The 18,177-nt window shown below is 61.1% G+C and carries 15 protein-coding genes; 10 read left to right on the plus strand and 5 right to left on the minus strand.

Annotated features, from left to right (window positions below):
• Positions 1-15: 15 nt before the first annotated feature.
• Complete coding sequence (locus tag ACRCJM_RS06905; RefSeq protein ID WP_377130023.1) at positions 16-720, minus strand: MBL fold metallo-hydrolase; 705 nt, start codon at positions 718-720, stop codon at positions 16-18.
• 162 nt (positions 721-882) lie between these two features.
• Between ACRCJM_RS06905 and uvrA the strand changes: the two genes are divergently transcribed.
• From uvrA to secG, 10 genes are all read left to right on the plus strand, one after another.
• Positions 883-3,756 (plus strand): excinuclease ABC subunit UvrA, encoded by a 2,874-nt coding sequence (gene uvrA, locus ACRCJM_RS06910; protein WP_431464332.1) that lies wholly within the window; start codon positions 883-885, stop codon positions 3,754-3,756.
• 122 nt (positions 3,757-3,878) lie between these two features.
• Positions 3,879-4,565 carry a lysophospholipid acyltransferase family protein gene (locus ACRCJM_RS06915; protein ID WP_431464333.1) on the plus strand — a complete coding sequence of 229 codons (687 nt, stop codon included), beginning with the start codon at positions 3,879-3,881 and terminating at the stop codon, positions 4,563-4,565.
• A 65-nt stretch (positions 4,566-4,630) separates the two neighbouring features.
• Positions 4,631-6,619 carry an excinuclease ABC subunit UvrC gene (gene uvrC / locus ACRCJM_RS06920; protein ID WP_431464334.1) on the plus strand — a complete coding sequence of 663 codons (1,989 nt, stop codon included), beginning with the start codon at positions 4,631-4,633 and terminating at the stop codon, positions 6,617-6,619.
• A 47-nt stretch (positions 6,620-6,666) separates the two neighbouring features.
• On the plus strand, positions 6,667-7,557 hold the full coding sequence (rapZ, locus tag ACRCJM_RS06925; RefSeq protein ID WP_431464335.1) for an RNase adapter RapZ: 891 nt from the start codon (positions 6,667-6,669) through the stop codon (positions 7,555-7,557).
• Positions 7,557-8,579: a gluconeogenesis factor YvcK family protein gene (locus ACRCJM_RS06930; RefSeq protein WP_431464336.1), complete on the plus strand. Its 1,023-nt coding sequence runs from the start codon at positions 7,557-7,559 to the stop codon at positions 8,577-8,579. Before rapZ ends, ACRCJM_RS06930 begins: the two co-directional genes overlap by 1 nt.
• Before the next feature lie 62 nt (positions 8,580-8,641).
• Positions 8,642-9,622, plus strand: a complete 981-nt coding sequence (gene whiA / locus ACRCJM_RS06935; RefSeq protein ID WP_237212037.1) for a DNA-binding protein WhiA — start codon at positions 8,642-8,644, stop codon at positions 9,620-9,622.
• 302 nt (positions 9,623-9,924) lie between these two features.
• A complete protein-coding gene (gap, locus tag ACRCJM_RS06940) occupies positions 9,925-10,929 on the plus strand; it encodes a type I glyceraldehyde-3-phosphate dehydrogenase (protein WP_185172979.1) in 1,005 nt (334 codons plus the stop codon).
• A gap of 151 nt (positions 10,930-11,080) precedes the next feature.
• On the plus strand, positions 11,081-12,304 hold the full coding sequence (locus ACRCJM_RS06945) for a phosphoglycerate kinase (protein WP_431464337.1): 1,224 nt from the start codon (positions 11,081-11,083) through the stop codon (positions 12,302-12,304).
• Positions 12,305-12,416: 112 nt separating this feature from the next.
• On the plus strand, positions 12,417-13,193 hold the full coding sequence (gene tpiA, locus ACRCJM_RS06950; protein WP_431464338.1) for a triose-phosphate isomerase: 777 nt from the start codon (positions 12,417-12,419) through the stop codon (positions 13,191-13,193).
• A gap of 74 nt (positions 13,194-13,267) precedes the next feature.
• The gene (gene secG / locus ACRCJM_RS06955) at positions 13,268-13,525 is read left to right on the plus strand and encodes a preprotein translocase subunit SecG (protein ID WP_431464339.1); all 258 of its coding nucleotides are present in this window, start codon (positions 13,268-13,270) and stop codon (positions 13,523-13,525) included.
• A 71-nt stretch (positions 13,526-13,596) separates the two neighbouring features.
• Here the strand turns inward: secG and pgl are convergent, their stop codons facing one another.
• From pgl to tal, 4 genes are all read right to left on the minus strand, one after another.
• Positions 13,597-14,370: a 6-phosphogluconolactonase gene (pgl, locus tag ACRCJM_RS06960; RefSeq protein WP_431464340.1), complete on the minus strand. Its 774-nt coding sequence runs from the start codon at positions 14,368-14,370 to the stop codon at positions 13,597-13,599.
• Positions 14,363-15,346: a glucose-6-phosphate dehydrogenase assembly protein OpcA gene (locus ACRCJM_RS06965; RefSeq protein ID WP_431464341.1), complete on the minus strand. Its 984-nt coding sequence runs from the start codon at positions 15,344-15,346 to the stop codon at positions 14,363-14,365. Before ACRCJM_RS06965 ends, pgl begins: the two co-directional genes overlap by 8 nt.
• The gene (zwf, locus tag ACRCJM_RS06970) at positions 15,343-16,878 is read right to left on the minus strand and encodes a glucose-6-phosphate dehydrogenase (protein WP_431464342.1); all 1,536 of its coding nucleotides are present in this window, start codon (positions 16,876-16,878) and stop codon (positions 15,343-15,345) included. The genes ACRCJM_RS06965 and zwf overlap by 4 nt, the downstream gene beginning before the upstream one ends.
• Before the next feature lie 186 nt (positions 16,879-17,064).
• Positions 17,065-18,171 carry a transaldolase gene (tal, locus tag ACRCJM_RS06975; RefSeq protein WP_431464343.1) on the minus strand — a complete coding sequence of 369 codons (1,107 nt, stop codon included), beginning with the start codon at positions 18,169-18,171 and terminating at the stop codon, positions 17,065-17,067.
• Positions 18,172-18,177: the final 6 nt, after the last annotated feature.

Consider the following 18,177-nt stretch of genomic DNA (forward strand, 5'->3'; position numbering starts at 1 on the left):
TTCACTTTGATTCTACTACCAGCCCCGCTCCTTCCACGCAGGCAGCTGGGGGCGTTCCCTGCCCAGGGTGGTGGAGTCGCCGTGGCCCGGCAGCACCAGGGTGCTATCGTCAAAGCGGGCGAAGATACGTTCTGAAACATCGGCAAAAAGCTGCTCAAAATCCTGGGGAGAGTTAGTCTTACCCACCCCGCCCGGGAAGAGCGAATCCCCGGTGAACAGCAGAGCCCGCTTGCCGGCGTCCGCCCCCTCAGATACCCGCAGGGCAAGGGCAATTGAACCCGGGGTATGCCCGCGCAGGGCAATCACCTCAAGCTCAATACCGGCTAAGGTCAGACGCTCGCCGCCCACCAGACGTTCTTCAACCTCTACGCCTTCCTGCTCGGCGATAGCCTCAGCATCGGGGGCACCGCAGTAGGTTACCGGGTCCCAGGCCTCAACAGCCTCGGGCAGGGCGCGAATATGATCCCAGTGGGAATGGGTGGTTACCAGGGCGCGGACGCCGCCTCCCGCCTGGCCGTGGGCAGCGGGGGAGTCGGCGGCGGCAGCCTGCTGAGCGAAGGCGTTGATGGCGGGAAAATCGTCCGCGGCATCAATCAGCACCTGCCCACCGCTTGCCCGGTGGGTCAGCAGGTAGACGTTGTTTTCCATCTCCGATACCGCAATGGACCGCACGGTCAGGGCATCGGACTCAAAAATTAGGGTATTGGCTAGGTCACTCATGGCCCCATTCTAGGCTCTCACACCACTTTGTACCATGCCCTGCCCGTTTTAAGACCCCAGAATGAGCAGGAGGCGGTACAAACCGGGAGGGGTAGACGCTTTCATCGCCCACGCAAACCCTATAGAATATATCTTCGAAACAATCTCTTAGATAGGTGACTCATGGCAGGCTCAGCCACACAACCCACCGGCAACGACCTCACCCATATCCGTGTGCAGGGCGCCCGCGAAAACAACCTCAAAAACGTCGACCTCGACATCCCCCGCGACGCCATGGTCGTCTTCACCGGCCTTTCCGGGTCGGGTAAATCCTCCCTCGCCTTCGATACCATCTTCGCCGAGGGCCAGCGCCGCTACGTCGAATCCCTCTCCTCCTACGCCCGCATGTTCCTGGGCCAGGTCGACAAACCCGACGTCGACTTCATCGAGGGCCTCTCACCGGCTGTCTCCATCGACCAGAAATCTACCTCTAAGAACCCGCGCTCAACCGTCGGCACCATCACCGAAATCTACGACTACATGCGCCTGCTCTGGGCGCGCGTGGGCCACCCCCACTGCCCCGAGTGCGGCGAGGAAATCTCCAAGCAGTCCCCCCAGCAAATCGTCGATACGCTCATGGACTACCCCGAGAAAACCCGCCTGCAGGTGCTCGCCCCCGTGGTCTCAGCCCGCAAGGGCGAGTTCGTCGACCTCTTCAAAGAACTCTCCACCGCCGGCTACGCCCGCGCCCGCGTGGACGGCGAGGTCATCCAACTCACCGACCCACCCAAACTCGAAAAGCAGTACAAGCACACCATCGAGGTCGTCGTTGACCGTATCGCCATCAAGGAGAGCGTCCACCAGCGCCTGACCGACTCCGTCGAAACCGCGCTGGGGCTCGCCGACGGCAAGGTCCTCATCGACTTCGTGGACGAGGACGCCGACGCCCCGGGCCGCACCCGCTCCTTCAGCGAAAACCTGGCCTGCCCCAACGGCCACCTGCTGGCCGTCACCGAGGTAGAACCCCGCGCCTTCTCCTTTAACTCGCCCTTCGGTGCCTGCGCCGCCTGCGACGGTATCGGCTCCACACTTGAAGTAGACACCGACCTGATCGTGCCCAACCCCGACCTCTCCCTGGCCGAGGGAGCGGTCGCCCCCTGGGCCACCGGCAAGGCAACCAGCGAATACTGGCTGCGCCTCCTCGCCGGTCTTGCCGAAGAACTCGACTTCGACCTTGCCACCCCCTTCAAAGACCTTCCCGCCAAGGTCAAAAAAGCTATTCTGAACGGCAAGGACTACAAGGTCACCGTCGCCTACAAAAACCGTTTCGGCCGCGAACGCCGCTACACCTCCGGCTTCGAGGGCGCCAGCGCCTACATCAAACGCAAGTACGAAGAAACCGAATCAGACTGGTCAAAAGACCGTTACGAACAGTACATGCGTAAGGTCGCCTGCACCTCCTGCAACGGCGCCCGCCTCAACCCCACCATCCTGGCCGTCACCGTCGGCGGCAAGTCAATTGCCGACGTCACCGACATGCCCATGCGCGAAGCACTCACCTTCATGCGCTCGCTGACCCTGAGTGAGCGCGAGGCTAAGATTGCTGAGCTGGTGCTCAAAGAAATTGATGCCCGCTTGCAGTTCCTACTCGATGTGGGCCTGGACTACCTGAACCTGGCCCGCTCAGCGGGTACCCTCTCGGGCGGCGAGGCCCAGCGTATCCGCCTGGCAACCCAGATTGGCTCCGGCCTGGTGGGCGTGCTCTACGTGCTGGACGAGCCCTCCATTGGCCTGCACCAGCGCGATAACCGCCGACTGATTGAAACCCTCACCAAGCTGCGTGACATGGGCAACACCCTCATCGTGGTGGAACACGACGAAGATACTATGAAGGAAGCCGACTGGATTGTGGACGTCGGCCCCGGCGCTGGCGAGCACGGCGGGCAGATCGTGCACTCGGGTACCTTTGCCGAGCTCCTTGAGAATAAAAACTCCGTGACCGGTGACTACATGGCCGGACGCCGCGCCATCACGGTGCCCACCACCCGCCGTCCGGTTGACCCCAAGCGCACCATCAAGGTTATTGGGGCCCGCGAAAACAACCTCAAGAACGTAGATGTCGAGTTCCCCCTGGGCGTGCTCACCGCCGTCACCGGCGTCTCCGGTTCGGGCAAGTCCACCCTGGTCAACGATATTCTCTACACCTCCCTGGCAAATAAGCTCAACGGTGCCAAGCAGGTGCCGGGCCGTCACAAGACCATTACCGGCCTGGAGCACCTCGACAAGATTATCCACGTGGACCAGTCACCCATCGGTCGCACCCCGCGTTCAAACCCGGCGACCTATACCGGCGTCTTCGACCACATCCGCAAGCTCTTTGCAGAAACCACGGAAGCCAAGATGCGCGGCTACCAGCCCGGTCGTTTCTCCTTCAACGTCAAGGGCGGACGCTGCGAAGCCTGCTCGGGTGACGGCACCTTGAAGATCGAGATGAACTTCCTGCCCGATGTCTACGTGCCCTGTGAGGTCTGCAAGGGCAAGCGTTATAACCGCGAGACCCTCGAAGTGCATTACAAGGGCAAGACCATTGCCGACGTACTTGAAATGCCGGTCTCTGAAGCCGCCGAATTCTTCGCCGCCTTCACCAAGATCTCGCGCTACCTCGATACCCTGGTGGACGTGGGCCTCGGCTACGTGCGTCTGGGCCAGTCCGCGACCACCCTCTCCGGTGGTGAAGCCCAGCGCGTCAAGCTGGCTACCGAACTGCAAAAGCGTTCTAACGGCCGCTCCATCTATGTGCTCGATGAGCCCACCACCGGTCTGCACTTTGAAGATATCCGCAAGCTTCTTGGAGTGGTACAGGGCCTGGTGGATAAGGGCAACACCGTCATTACCATCGAGCACAACCTGGACGTCATCAAGAGCGCCGACTGGCTCATCGACATGGGCCCCGAAGGCGGCGACGGCGGTGGCACCGTGCTGGCAACCGGTACCCCCGAGCAGCTGGCAACCGTTCCCGAATCCCACACCGGCCGCTTCCTAGCTGAGATGCTCTAGGGCAGCAGCACCCCGCCGGGGTATGCTAAATAGGTCAAAACAGCCCTAAAATTTCAAAAAGCATACCCCGGGTGGGGTGCCTGCCACGGTAGGCCCCGCCAGCTGTGCACCAAGGAGTTCTCATGTCCCTCAAATACAAGGCAACTCAAAAGACCGTCGAAGCCCTGCTCCGTACCGTCTTCCGCGCCCGCGTGACCGGCCTTGAGAACTTCCCCGCTGAGGGCCCCGTCATCGTGGCCTCCAACCACCTGGCCTTCCTTGACTCCGTGATTATCTCAGCCCTCATGCCCCGCCGGGTTGCCTTTCTCGCCAAGTCTGAGTACGTCAACTCACCGGGTCTTAAGGGCAAGGCCATGAAGACCCTCTTCCAGGTCATCGACATTATTCCGGTCAACCGCACCGACAAAAAAGAGTCCATGAAGGCCCTCGAAACTGCCCTCGACCGCCTCAACGAGGGCAGAGTCTTCGGTATCTACCCCGAGGGCACCCGCTCCCGCGATGGCTACCTCTATAAGGGAAAAATCGGGGTAGCCTGGCTGGCTCACATGACCGGGGCCACCGTAGTGCCTATCGGCCTGATTGGTACCGATAAGATTCAAAAGCCGGGCTCCAACATGGTCTACCCTCACCGTTTTACGGTGCGGGTGGGGGAGCCCATGACCTTCGAAAAACTGGGGGAGCGTATGAGTGGCAAGCAGCGCCGCCAGACCACCGACCAGATTATGGACGCTATCGCCCAGCTCTCTGGCCAGCCCCGCAAAAATGAATACAACGTCTCACCGTCAGCAGAACGCGACGGGGGAATCTAGCCCAGCACCCAGCGCGGGCTAGAGGCTCCTGCCGCTCCTGACCTAGCTCAAAGGACCTGATACACGTGGCCGATCCTGCCTCCTACCGCCCGGCGTCCGGCGAAATCCCTACCAACCCCGGGGTCTACCGCTTCCGCGACGAGGTGGGTCGTATTATCTACGTGGGTAAGGCCAAGAATCTGCGCAACCGCCTGAACTCCTATTTTGCCCGCGTAGATTCCCTGAGCCCCAAAACCTACGCTATGGTGCACACGGCCGCCTCGGTGGAGTGGACGGTGGTGGGCAGCGAGCTCGAATCGCTGCAGCTGGAGTACACCTGGATCAAGGAATACAAGCCCCGTTTCAACATCGCCTTCCGCGATGATAAGTCCTACCCCTACCTGGCTGTCACCCTTAAAGACCGCTTCCCGCGCGCCCAGGTCATGCGCGGGGAAAAGAAGAAGGGGGTGCGCTATTTCGGCCCCTACTCCCAGGCCTGGGCTATCCGCGAGACCCTTGACGCCCTCTTGCGGGTCTTCCCGGTGCGCACCTGCTCAGCCGGCGTTTTCAACCGGGCGCAGGCGTCCGACCGGCCCTGCCTGCTGGGCTACATCGACAAGTGCGCCGCTCCCTGTGTGGGTAGGGTGAGCCGCGAAGACCACCAGAAAATTGCTGAGGACCTGTGCTCGTTTATGGCCGGGGGAGCCGAGAAGTTCATTGCCGACCTGATTCGGCAGATGAAGGACGCCGCCGCCGACTTTGATTTTGAAAAGGCGGCCCGCCTGCGCGATGACATCGAAGCCCTGACCAAGGCTTTTGAACGCAACGCCGTGGTGCTGCCCGATTCGGTGAATGCCGACCTGTTCAACTTTGTTGAAGATGACCTAGAAGCTGCGGTGCAGGTGTTTTATGTGCGCGGCGGACGCATTCGCGGCCAGCGAGGCTGGATCGTTGAGAAGGTCGAAGACTCCACCCCCGAAGCCCTGGTCGACCACCTACTGGTTCAGGTCTACGGCGAGGCCGCTGCCGCCCTGGCCGCTGGGTCAACCGAGGAAGAAATCAACCACAACCTCAACGAGATACCCCGCCATATCAACGTGCCGGTTCTACCCGAAAACCACGAGAAACTCGAAGAATGGCTCTCGGGTGTGCGCGGAGCCAAGGTGACCATTAGCGTGCCCCAGCGCGGCGACCGGGTTGAGCTGATGGCAACCGTTGCCGAGAACGCCAAACAGGCCCTGACCCTGCACAAGACCCGCCGGGCAGGGGACCTCACCACCCGCTCGGCCTCCCTGGTAGAGCTCCAAGAAACCCTGGAACTGCCCGAGGCCCTCATGCGCATTGAGTGCTACGATATCTCCCACGTGCAGGGGACCAATGTGGTTGCCTCCATGGTGGTCTTTGAGGACGGCCTGCCCAAGAAAAGCGACTACCGCAAGTTCTCCGTCACCGGGGACGCCGCCCGCGACGACACCGCCAGTATGTACGACGTCATCTACCGCCGCTTCCGCCGCTATCTCACCGACGAGGCCCCAGGGGCCCGGGTGCGGGCATCCGGCCAAATCAGCGACGAGGACCTGCACACCAAGGAGCCGGCCAAGTTCGCCTACCCGCCCAACCTAGTCGTGGTGGACGGTGGCCAGCCCCAGGTTGCCGCCGCCACCAGAGCCCTCGAAGACCTGGGAATTACCGATATCTACGTGGTCGGTATCGCCAAGCGACTCGAAGAGCTCTGGCTGCCGGGCGACGACTTCCCCGTCATTCTGCCCAGAACCTCTAACGCCCTGTACCTGATTCAGCGTATTCGCGACGAGGCCCACCGCTTCGCTATTACCTTCCACCGCTCTAAGCGGGGTAAAGAAATGGTCAAATCAGCCCTCGACACCGTACCCGGGCTGGGCCCCGCCAAACGCGAAGCCCTCATCAAACACTTTGGCTCTCTCAAACAGCTTTCAGAAGCGAGCGCTGAGGAGCTGCAGGCCGTGCCCGGCATCGGCCCGGCCATGGCACAGAAAATTCTGGAGCGTTTCACACCGGGTGCTGAGAGCGACCCCAAGAATGAAGCTGTGCACTAAGCTAGAACTACCACCCCAATAATTTGTGGAAGCGAGAGATCCCACCCATGTCACCTACCTCCAGCGAGCAGACCGTCAAGCCGCAGATTCTCGTGATTACCGGTATCTCGGGAGCCGGCCGATCCACAGCAGCCAACACCCTCGAAGACGAGGGCTGGTACGTGGTTGATAATATTCCCCCTCAGATGCTCGGTTCTCTGGCCCAGCTGGTCAAAGACTCACCGGGAAAACTCCCCAAAGTAGCTGTGGGTATCGATATTCGTGCCCGTCGCCAGCTGGCCGACCTGCCTGAAGCTATCAATAAGCTCCGTGCCTCAGATATCGACTTCTCCATGCTCTTCATGGACGCTGCCGATAAGGACATCATCGCCCGCTACGAGGCCCAGCGCCGCCCCCACCCCCTGCAGCAGGGTGGGCTTGTAGCTGAGGCAATTGCCGAAGAACGCCGTATCTTTGCCGGGCTGCAGGAGGAAGCGGACTACATCATCGACACCTCCGGCATGAACGTCCACCAGCTGGCAAAAAAGGTGCGCGAAACCTACGCCCCGGGCAAGGAGCGTCTGGTTAACATCACCGTCATGAGTTTCGGCTTTAAGTACGGTACCCCCTCAGATGTGCACTACATGGCCGATATGCGCTTTATTCCTAACCCCCACTGGGTGCCCGGCCTACGCGCCCAGACCGGGCAGGACGCCGCCGTCCGCGACTTTGTTTTTGCCCAGGACGGCACCGAAGAGTTCATCAGCAACTACATCGCTGCACTACAGCCCGTTATCGCCGGCTACCGCCGCGAAGGAAAGCTGTACGCTACCTTTGCCATCGGCTGCACCGGGGGTAAACACCGCTCGGTTGCCGTGAGCGAAGAGGTCGCCCGCCGCCTGAGCGAAATGGAAGATGTAAACATCTCCGTGCACCACCGCGACATGGGGCGTGAATAATGTCTGAGGCAACTCGTATGAGCCGTTTCCCCGAAACCGGTCTGCTACCCATCACCACCCAGGGGCACGATTTGCCCGTGCGCGTCACTGCCCTGGGTGGCGGCCACGGGCTCTACGGTTCCCTTTCTGCCCTCAAGCTCATCACCACCGCCCTCACCGCCGTGGTAACCGTGGCGGACGACGGGGGTTCCTCGGGTAAGCTCCGCGAAGAGCTGGATGTGCTGCCACCCGGAGACCTGCGCATGGCTCTTTCGGCCCTGTGCGACGATACCGACTGGGGGCACACCTGGCGCGACGTCATGCAGCACCGCTTCACTCCTCGAAGCCCGGAACGCCCTACCTCCCTCAATAACCACGCTCTGGGTAACCTGCTGATTGTCACCCTCTGGGAGCTCCTGGACGATACCATCGCTGGACTGGACTGGGCCGGGGCCCTACTCAACGCCCGCGGGCGAGTGCTGCCCATGGCGACCTCGCCCCTGATTATTGAAGGCGATATCGTCACCACCAACGATCACGGGGTGACCTTCCGCGATACTGTCCAGGGCCAGGCAACCCTCGCCAAGGCAGGGCGTGTGGACAAGGTCCGCCTGCTCCCCGAGAACACCGAAGCCTGCCCGGACGCCATCCGCGCGGTGCACGAGGCCGATTGGGTGGTGCTAGGGCCGGGTTCTTTTTACACCTCCCTGCTCCCGCACCTGCTCCTGCCCGGCCTGCGCGACGCCATACTCAACACCAGCGCCCAGATTTGCCTGGTCATGAATCTGGAACTTGACGGCAAAGAAACCCGCGGTATGAGTGCCGCAGACCACCTGCTCGTTTTGCGTGAATACGTTCCAGAAATTAGGGTTAATACAGTTATCGCTGATCCTGCGACCGCAGGAGAGCGCACCACATTTGAAGACGTAGCGGCCCAGCTAGGGGCGAAGGTGCTCTGGGCTGATGTAGCGGAAGCCGACCAACCGGGCGTCCACGACCCCCTTAAACTAGCAGCTGCCTACAAGCACGTCTTCAAACGCTAACGCCGACCACACACCGGCACCCTCGCTTACAAGAGCAGACACTACTTTGGAGGAAGACCCGCATGGCCCTGACGGCATCGGTCAAAGAAGAGCTGGCACACTACGAAGCCACGCGCTCATCCGTGCGCAAAGCTGAGGTGGCCACAATCTTGCGCTTCACGAACGGTCTGCACCTTGTGCAAGGCAAAATCGTGGTCGAGGCTGAAGTTGACCTTGAAACTACCGCAGAGCGCCTGCGCTATAACATCGCCGAAATGTACGGCCATGAGGCTTCCATTACCTCTATCTCGGGTGGCGGGCTGCGCCGGGGCGGACGCTACGTTGTTCGCGTTGATCAGGGCGGCGAAGCGCTAGCCCGTCAGACCGGTTTGCTGGACGGACGCGGTCGCCCCGTCCGCGGTCTACCCCCTGCCGTGGTCAACGGCTCCCTGGCCGATGCTGAAGCTGTCATGCGCGGGGCCTTCCTGGCTCACGGTTCGCTGACCGAGCCCGGGCGTTCGTCCGCCCTGGAATTTACCTGCCCCGGCCCCGAGGCTGCCCTAGCCCTGGTCGGTGCCGCCCGCCGACTCGACGTGATTGCCAAGGCCCGCGAAGTACGCGGAGTAGACCGGGTGGTCGTGCGCGACGGTGAGACCATCTCCCTGCTGCTAGAGCGCATGGGTGCTGTTGACGCCCTCGACAACTGGCGGGAACGCCGCGCCCGTAAAGAGGTTCGCGCGACCGCTAACCGCCTCGCTAACTTCGACGACGCCAACCTGCGCCGTTCAGCCCAGGCCGCTGTCGCCGCCGGTGCCCGCGTTGAACGGGCTCTGGAAATCCTGGGCGATAAGGTACCCGAGCACCTGCGCTACGCCGGCGAACTGCGTGTTGCCCACAAGCAGGCATCCCTTGACGAATTGGGCCGCCTGGCTGAACCACCCATGACCAAAGATGCTATCGCCGGTCGTATCCGCCGCCTGATTGCCATGGCCGATAAACGGGCCGCCGAGCGTGGAATCCCGGGTACTGAAGCGGGCGTGAACGGCACAAACCACCTCAACTAGGCTGTGTGGGTTTTTGTTGGTTTGCCCTTTACTGGGTGGTCTTCCTCATGCTCTCACCCGGCAAAACCCATATTTGCAGGTCAAAACGGGGGTCAAGCGTCCATAAACGCACGTAAGTCCACTTAAAAAAACGACAGAAACACACCAAAACTCACATAAACAGGGTATGATGGTTAACGAACCGGACGAGAGCTCACCCGCTTGAGCTGAAGGAACCACGTTTTCCCAAGTTCGGCGATGAAACGCCAGAACCGGCGTCTCGTCCACCAACGTCACTAACTGTATCTAGGAGTTTGATTTCAGTGACTGTACGCGTAGCTATTAACGGCTTTGGCCGCATCGGTCGTACCTTCTTCCGCGCCGCACAGCAGCACGGCGAAGGCTTCGAAATCGTTGCAATCAACGACCTGACCGACGTCAAGACCCTCGCACACCTGCTCAAGTACGACTCCATCATGGGTCGCTTCGACGGCGAAGTTGCTGTTTCAGAAAACGGCCTGACCGTCAACGGCAAGGAAATCAAGGTTCTGGCTGAGCGCAACCCCGCTGACCTGCCCTGGGCAGACCTCGGCGTAGACGTTGTTCTCGAATCCACCGGTTTCTTCACCGACGGTGAGAAGGCTAAGGCTCACCTCGAAGCTGGCGCCAAGAAGGTTATCCTTTCTGCTCCCGGTAAGAACATCGACGGCACCTTCGTCATGGGCGTCAACGACGACCAGTACGATTCAGCCACCATGAACATCGTTTCAAACGCATCCTGCACCACCAACTGCCTGGCTCCCATGGCTAAGGTACTGAACGACAAGTTCGGTATCGAAAAGGGTCTGATGACCACCATCCACGCCTACACCGCTGACCAGCGCCTGCAGGACGCCCCCCACTCAGACCTGCGCCGCGCCCGCGCCGCAGCCCTGAACATGGTTCCCACCTCAACCGGTGCAGCAGCAGCTGTTGGCCTGGTTCTGCCCGAACTGAAGGGCAAGCTGGACGGCTTCGCAGTTCGCGTTCCCACCCCCACCGGCTCCATCACCGACCTGACCTTCACCGCTTCACGCGAAGTTACCGTTGAAGAGGTCAACGCAGCCGTCAAGGAAGCAGCAGAGGGTGCCATGAAGGGCATCATCACCTACTCCGAGGAGCCCATCGTCTCCAAGGACATCGAAGGTGAGCCCGTTTCAACCGTCTTCGACGCACCCCTGACCAAGGTCATCGGCAACCAGGTCAAGGTTATCGCCTGGTACGACAACGAATACGGCTACGTTTCACGCCTCGTCATGTTCACCAACAAGGTAGTTGCAGCTCTCTAAGCTGTCATCCACCGGTCTTTCATGAGACAGCAATAGGATAGGGTTAGCGAATCGACGCGCACAAGCGCGGTTCGCTAACCCTTACCTATACCCGACACCACCCTGGTGCCCACCCCATTTACCCTCACAAACAATGGAGATGAAAACTCCCATGGCTAAGACTCTCGCAGAGCTCATTGACGGTGGCGTAGCAGGCCGCCGCGTTCTCGTCCGCTCCGACCTGAACGTACCCCTCAAGGACGGCGTCGTCACCGATGACGGCCGCGTCCGCGCCTCCCTGCCCGTACTCAAGAAGCTCACCGATGCCGGTGCCCGCGTCATCGTCACCGCCCACCTGGGTCGCCCCAAGGGCCAGGTAGACCCCCAGTACTCCATCAAGCCCGCCGCAGAACGCCTGGCAGAACTGGCAGACTTCCCCGTCATCATCGCAACCGACCTGGTGGGCGAGGACGCCAAGGCTAAGGCCGAGGCTCTGAAGGACGGCGAACTGCTCGTTGTTGAAAACGTACGCTACGACGCCCGCGAAACCTCCAAGGACGACGCCGAGCGCGCCGAATTCGCAGCAGAGCTGGCAGCCCTGACCGGCGAGAACGGCGCCTACGTGAATGACGCCTTCGGTGCTGTGCACCGCAAGCACGCTTCGGTGTACGACATCGCTAAGGAACTGCCCGCCTACCTGGGCGACCTGGTCAAGACCGAAGTTGACGTTCTGCAGAAGGTCATCAAGAACCCCGATCGCCCCTTCGTCGTTGTCATGGGTGGCGCTAAGGTCTCAGACAAACTGGCAGTTATTGACAACCTCATCGGCAAGGCAGACGCCCTGCTGATCGGCGGCGGCATGGGCTACACCTTCGCCAAGGCCATGGGCTACGAGATCGGCCAGTCCCTGCTGGAAGAAGACCAGATCGAAAACTGCAAGCGCTACATGGAAGAAGCCCCCAAGAAGGGTACCGAACTCATCATCGCCTCAGACATCGTCTGGTCAGATGACTTCTCCAACGACGCTAACACCGAAATCCGCCCCATCGAAGACCTTACCGGCGGCAAGCTAGGCGCCAAGGCAGAGGGTCTCGATATCGGCCCCGCCACCCGGGAACTCTTCGCCCAGAAGATCAAGGAAGCTAAGCTGGTCTTCTGGAACGGCCCCGTAGGCGTCTTCGAAATTGAAGCCTTCGCAAGCGGCACCAAGGCAGTAGCCGACGCCCTCGTCGAGTCAGAGGCATTCTCCATCATCGGTGGCGGCGACTCAGCATCAGCAGTGCGCAACCTGGGCTTCTCCGACGACCAGTTCGGCCACATCTCCACCGGCGGCGGCGCTTCCCTCGAATACATCGAAGGTAAGACCCTGCCCGGCCTCGAAGCACTCGGCGCCTAAAACAACACCACGTGGCAGTAAGCCACCCGGCGGTTAAACCACCAACGGGCAGGACGCCGCACCCGCCGCGTCCTGCCCACCCACCTCAAGATTTCGCGAAAGGAACGAGCCCATGACTCGCAAGCCCCTCATCGCAGGCAACTGGAAGATGAACATGGACCACACCGAAGGTGTGACCCTGCTCCAGAAGCTGGCCTGGACCCTGGACGACACCAACTTCGACTACGACACCGCTGAAGTTGCCGTCTTCCCTCCCTTTACCGACATCCGCTCCGTACAGACCCTCGTTGACGGCGACAAGCTCAACATCGTCTACGGCGGCCAGGACCTCTCAGACCAGGACTCCGGCGCCTACACCGGCGACATCTCCGGCGTCTTCCTCAAGAAGCTGGGCGCAACCTACGTACTGGTTGGTCACTCAGAGCGTCGCACCATCCACGGTGAAACCGACGGTATCTGCGCCGCCAAGGTACAGGCAGCCTACCGCAACGAGCTCACCCCCGTGCTCTGCGTGGGTGAAGGCCTCGACAAGCGTGAAGCTGGTGAGCACGTTGACTTCACCCTGGACCAGCTGCGCGGCTCCATCGAGGGTCTGACCGCAGAACAGGCTGAGACCCTGGTCGTAGCCTACGAACCCGTCTGGGCTATCGGTACCGGCAAGGTTGCAACCGCAGCTGACGCCCAGGAAATGAGCAAGGCTATCCGCGAGGAACTGACCAAGCTCTACTCCGCAGAGGTCGCCGATAAGGTTCGTGTACTCTACGGCGGTTCCGTCAAGGCAGCATCAGCCCCCGAGATTATGGCAGAGGCAGACGTCGACGGCGTACTGGTGGGCGGTGCATCCCTCGACGCCACCGAATTCGCTAACATCGCACGATACAAGGCCTAAAAAATACCCTAACTAGGGGTATAGTAGATTGGTGGCGCTTCGAAACGCCCTTCAACCCGACTGAAAGGTTCTGCGTGGAAACCCTCAAGATTATCCTGATGGTCCTGATCGCTATCGCGAGCATTCTTACCATCCTGCTGGTTCTACTGAACCGCGGTAAGGGCGGCGGCCTCTCAGATATGTTCGGTGGTGGCATGACCACCTCGCTGAACTCTTCGGGCATGGCATCTAAAAACCTGATCCGTCTGACCGTTACAGTGATTCTGCTGTGGGTCTTTGCGGTTATCGGTTACGCCCTGGTGATGCGTTTCTCTGAGGTTGCTGTTATCTAGGCTTACATCAAAAAATCCCGCCTACCGGTTCACCGGTAGGCGGGAATTTTTTGTCTCTGAATCCCTGAACTCTAGGAAGCTGAGCCGAGGGCGTCTTCGGTTGCCAGAATCAGGGTTTCGAGCAGGCCGCGGGCTCCAGCTGCCGGGGTCTGGGTGAGAATCTCGGCGGTTAGCTGGGTTTCAGGCAGAGCGGACGCCGCCCGCAGGCGGGCAGTTGCCTCGGCCTTGTCGCTACCGGCAACCAGGAACCAGATGCGCTCTGAGTAGTTGATCACCGGCAGGGTCAGGCTTACGCGGGTGGGTGGGGGCTTGGGGGAGTTGTGCACCGCGAGGGCGGTGGCCTCAGCCTCTAGAATCTCGGCCCGGTCGGGGAAGAGGGAGGCGATGTGGCCATCGGGTCCCATACCCAGTAGGGTCAGGTCAAAGAGGGGGGACGCCTCACCCTCGGGGGCGTAGCGGGCTAGCTCAGCGGTGTAGGCTTCGGCTGCTGCCTCCGGGGTGTCAAAAACATCTGAGGCACCCATGACGTGCAGGTTCTCCTCCGGCAGCCCCAGGGACGTGAGCCAGGCGTCCTTGGCCTGCTGTTCGTTGCGATCAGCGTGGCCGCGCGGCACAAACCGCTCGTCTGACCACCAGAAATGAACCTTGGACCAGTCCACGGTAGCGCTCAGAGGGTTTTCTGCAATACCCGCAAGTACCGCAATGCCCATGGTGCCACCGGTTAGCGACAGGTGGGCAATACCGCGGGCAGCCACAGCGGTGGCAGCCACATTGATGATACGGGTGGCACCGGCCAGCTGCAGCTGGGCCTTATCAAGGTGGGAAACGACGATAGGATTAGGCATCGTAGACCTCCGTATAGTCGGCACTCTCATCGTGCACATCGTCTACGTTCACATCGACCACGATGTTGCCACTGGCGACAACAGACTTGAGCACCTCGCCGTAGACCTCATCGGGGTCAAGGCGACGCAGCTCTTCTGCCAGGCAGTCGGCCAGGGAGCGCGCAGGCAGGGAAATCTGCTGGTCGGGCACACCGGGGGAAGAAATGGTAGCAATGTTGCGACCGGGGCGGTGGATGATGATGGAACCGTCTTCGCGTTCAAGTTCTACCTTGTAGAGGCCGCGCTGTACATCGGTGGTGCGCAGGTGTACCTCAGCGCCCAGGCGGTCACCCAGCCAGGCACCGAGTAGAACGACCGAGGGGCTCATGGACGAACCGGAGACCACCACGCGCTTGACGGGGGAGGGCTCGATCTGGTCGAAGACAGCAGCAATCTGAATACGCCAGAGGGTCAGGCGAATCCATGCCAGGTCGGTGTCACCGTCCTTGTAGCTGGCAGCCAGCTTCTCTAGCACACCCAAGGGGTCGTAGGCGCGGGCTGAATCGGTGATACGGCGCTGGGCAATCTTGCCGATAGAGTGCTCTGCCGGGTTCTCGGGGACCGAGTGGGGCCACCAGGCAACGATAGGGGAGTCGGGTAGCAGCAGCCCCGAAATCAGGGACTCGGTAGCAACAGCCGCCGAACCGTACCCGCGCAGAATGATGAGTTCTGAAGCACCCGCGTCGCCGCCTACGTAAATGCGGGCATCAAGCCGATCGTCGGCGTCCTGACCGTAGTCAATGTGGACGATAATGCGGGAAGGGTGCTCGTAGGAGGCCTTCAGTGCCGCCTCAACCGCGGTCTTTGAGTGGCCCTTCTCGGCCAGAATGACCAGGGTGAGCACACGAGAGGACGTGGTCGCCCCCTCCTCACTGCGCAGGCGGGAGAGCTCCTTGGCAACCTCGCCCACAGTGGTGTCTTTGAGTTTCTTCATCATGGGCGCCTCCAAGCACGGCCGTCGCGTTCCAGCATTTCGTGGGCTGAAGCCGGGCCCCACGAACCGGGGGCGTAGGCTTCGGGTTTAATCTTGTTCTCTTCCCAGTACTCTTCGAAGGGGTCAAGAATCTTCCAGGAGAGCTCAACCTCTTCATGCCGGGGGAAGAGCGGGGGCTCACCGAGCAGCACATCGAGAATCAGACGCTCATAGGCCTCGGGAGACTCTTCGGTGAAAGAGTGGGAGTAGCCAAAGTCCATGTTGACGTCGCGGATTTCCATCTGGGTGCCGGGCACCTTCGAGGCAAAGCGCAGGGTCATTCCCTCATCGGGCTGCACGCGAATCACAATAGCGTTCTGGCCGGAGCTATCGGCACTGCCGCCAAAGAGCAGGTTGGGAGCCTTCTTGAAGACCACGGCAATTTCGGTGACGCGGCGGCCCAGACGCTTACCCGCGCGCAGGTAGAAGGGCACGCCCGCCCAGCGGCGGGTGTTGATGTTCAGCTTGAGGGCGGCGAAAGTTTCGGTGCGGGAGTCGGCGGGAATGTCGTTCTCGTCAAAGAAGCCATTGACCTCTTCACCGCCCTGGTTGCCGGCAGCGTACTGGCCGATGGCAAAGGCTGAGGCAATATCATCGGGAATCTGGACTGCCTCAAGCACCTTGGCCTTCTCGGCGCGCAGGTGCTCGGCGTTAAAGCTGACGGGCTCTTCCATGGCAGTGAGTGCCAGCAGCTGCAGCAGGTGGTTCTGAATGACGTCGCGGGCAGCGCCCACGCCGTCGTAGTAGCCAGCGCGGGTACCGATGCCGATATCTTCGGCCATAGTGATCTGCACATGGTCGACGTTGGTGGCGTTCCACAGGGGCTCGAACATCTGGTTGGCAAAGCGCATGGCCAGAATATTCTGCACGGTTTCTTTGCCCAGATAGTGGTCGATACGGAAGACCGAATCGGCGGGGAAGACCCGCTCAACAATGGCGTTGAGCTCGCGGGCGGTTTCGAGATTGTGGCCGAAAGGCTTTTCGATAACCACACGGCGCCAACCCTCGTGCTGGTTGTGGTTGGCCAGGTCGTGATCGGCTAGCTTCTGCAGTACCTGGTCGAAGTCCTTGGGCGGAATCGACAGGTAGAAGGCGTGGTTGCCGCGGGTGCCTCGGGTTTCGTCGAGCTCTGCCAGGGTCACCTTGAGCTTTTCAAAGGACTCATCGGAGTCGAAGGTGCCGGTGACAAAGCGAATGCCGGCAGCGAACTGGTTCCAGACGTCCTCTCGGAAGGGGGTGCGGGCGTGGGCCTCAACGTGCCCGCGCACCTCCTGCTGGAAGTCCTCGTGGCTCCACTCGCGGCGTCCGAAACCCACCAGGCCAAAGCTGGGCGGGAGCAGGCCGCGGTTAACCAGGTCGTAGACCGCGGGGAGTAGTTTCTTGCGCGCAAGGTCGCCGGTGACGCCGAAGAAGACCAGGGAGGACGGGCCTGCCACGCGGGTTAGTCTGCGGTCGCGCGGGTCGCGCAGGGGGTTTGAATCGTGAGTGTTGGCCACCGCCGTGAATCCTTCACAGGTTGGTTGGGGCGGCAGCTGCGAAAGGCGTGGGGGCTGCCGCGGTTCTCTTGTTCTAGTGTACTAGTGCCCACCGGGCCGGCAGGTGCTTGCCGCCGGGCTGGGGTGATGGTGAGCGGGTGCAGTGAGGGTGGGGGATACGACCCCCACCCTCAGCGTGAAACGGTACTACTTGCTGTCAGCCAGTGCGGCGGTGACAGTCTCGAGCAGTTCCTTCCAGGAGACCTCGAACTTCTCAACGCCTTCGGTTTCCAGCTTTTCTACCACGTCGTTGTAGGAGATACCTACAGCTTCGAGCTGGTTGAGGATCTCGGTGGATTCCTCGTAGGTGCCCTCGATAGCGTTACCCGCAACCTCTGCGTGGTCGAAGGTTGCGTTGAGGGTTGCCTCGGGCATGGTGTTGACGGTGCCGGGGGCTGCAATTTCGGTGACGTAGAGGGTGTCGGGGTAGGCGGGGTTCTTCACGCCGGTGGATGCCCAGAGCGGACGCTGGCGGTTGGCTCCTGCTGCCTCCAGTCGGGCCCAGCGCTCTGAGGAGAAGGCCTGCTCGTAAACCTCGAAAGCTAGGCGGGCGTTGGCTACACCGGCCTTGCCGCGCAGGGCCAGGGCCTCATCGGTGCCGATGGCCTCCAGGCGGGCGTCGATTTCGGTGTCCACGCGGGAGACAAAGAAGGAGGCTACGGAGTGGATCTTTGAGAGGTCCTTGCCGTTTTCCAGAGCCTTTTCCAGACCCAGCAGGTAGGCGTTGATGACGGCGCGGTAGCGTTCCAGGGAGAAAATCAGGGTGACGTTGACTGAGATACCTTCGCCCAGAGCCTCAGCAATGGGTTCTAGGCCCTCTTCGGTGGCGGGAATCTTGATCATGACGTTCTCTCGGCCAACTGCTGAGTAGAGCTCCTTAGCCTGGGCCAGGGTTGCAGCTGATTCGCGGGCCAGCAAGGGAGAGACCTCGATGGAGACGCGGCCGTCAAAGCCCTGGGTCGCCTCGTAGATGGGGGCAAACACGTCGCAGGCGTCGCGCACGTCGTCAATCATGGCAGCAAAGCCAGCTGCCTCTGCTTCGGTGCCCTCTGCTGCCAGCTTCTTCATCTGCTCGGCGTAGGCTGCTCCGTTCGACAGAGCTGCAGCGAAGATGGAGGGGTTGGTGGTTACACCGACCACGTTCTTGGTGTCGATGAGCTCCTGCAGGTTACCGCTGGTGAGACGCTCGCGGGAGAGGTCATCGAGCCAGATGGAGACGCCTGCGTCTGAAAGCTTCTGGGTGGGGGTAGTCATAATGTT

It is taken from the genome of Rothia sp. L_38 (assembly GCF_050689125.1).
Taxonomy (GTDB): Bacteria; Actinomycetota; Actinomycetes; order Actinomycetales; family Micrococcaceae; genus Rothia.

Excerpts from the sequence above, each read along its gene's own strand:
- tpiA (WP_431464338.1), top strand. The coding sequence starts at position 12,417 with ATGACTCGCAAGCCCCTCATCGCAGGCAACTGGAAGATGAACATGGAC.
- ACRCJM_RS06965 (WP_431464341.1), bottom strand. The coding sequence starts at position 15,346 with ATGATGAAGAAACTCAAAGACACCACTGTGGGCGAGGTTGCCAAGGAG.
- ACRCJM_RS06945 (WP_431464337.1), top strand. The coding sequence starts at position 11,081 with ATGGCTAAGACTCTCGCAGAGCTCATTGACGGTGGCGTAGCAGGCCGC.
- uvrA (WP_431464332.1), top strand. The coding sequence starts at position 883 with ATGGCAGGCTCAGCCACACAACCCACCGGCAACGACCTCACCCATATC.
- rapZ (WP_431464335.1), top strand. The coding sequence starts at position 6,667 with ATGTCACCTACCTCCAGCGAGCAGACCGTCAAGCCGCAGATTCTCGTG.
- ACRCJM_RS06905 (WP_377130023.1), bottom strand. The coding sequence starts at position 720 with ATGAGTGACCTAGCCAATACCCTAATTTTTGAGTCCGATGCCCTGACC.
- ACRCJM_RS06930 (WP_431464336.1), top strand. The coding sequence starts at position 7,557 with ATGTCTGAGGCAACTCGTATGAGCCGTTTCCCCGAAACCGGTCTGCTA.
- tal (WP_431464343.1), bottom strand. The coding sequence starts at position 18,171 with ATGACTACCCCCACCCAGAAGCTTTCAGACGCAGGCGTCTCCATCTGG.
- pgl (WP_431464340.1), bottom strand. The coding sequence starts at position 14,370 with ATGCCTAATCCTATCGTCGTTTCCCACCTTGATAAGGCCCAGCTGCAG.
- whiA (WP_237212037.1), top strand. The coding sequence starts at position 8,642 with ATGGCCCTGACGGCATCGGTCAAAGAAGAGCTGGCACACTACGAAGCC.
- ACRCJM_RS06915 (WP_431464333.1), top strand. The coding sequence starts at position 3,879 with ATGTCCCTCAAATACAAGGCAACTCAAAAGACCGTCGAAGCCCTGCTC.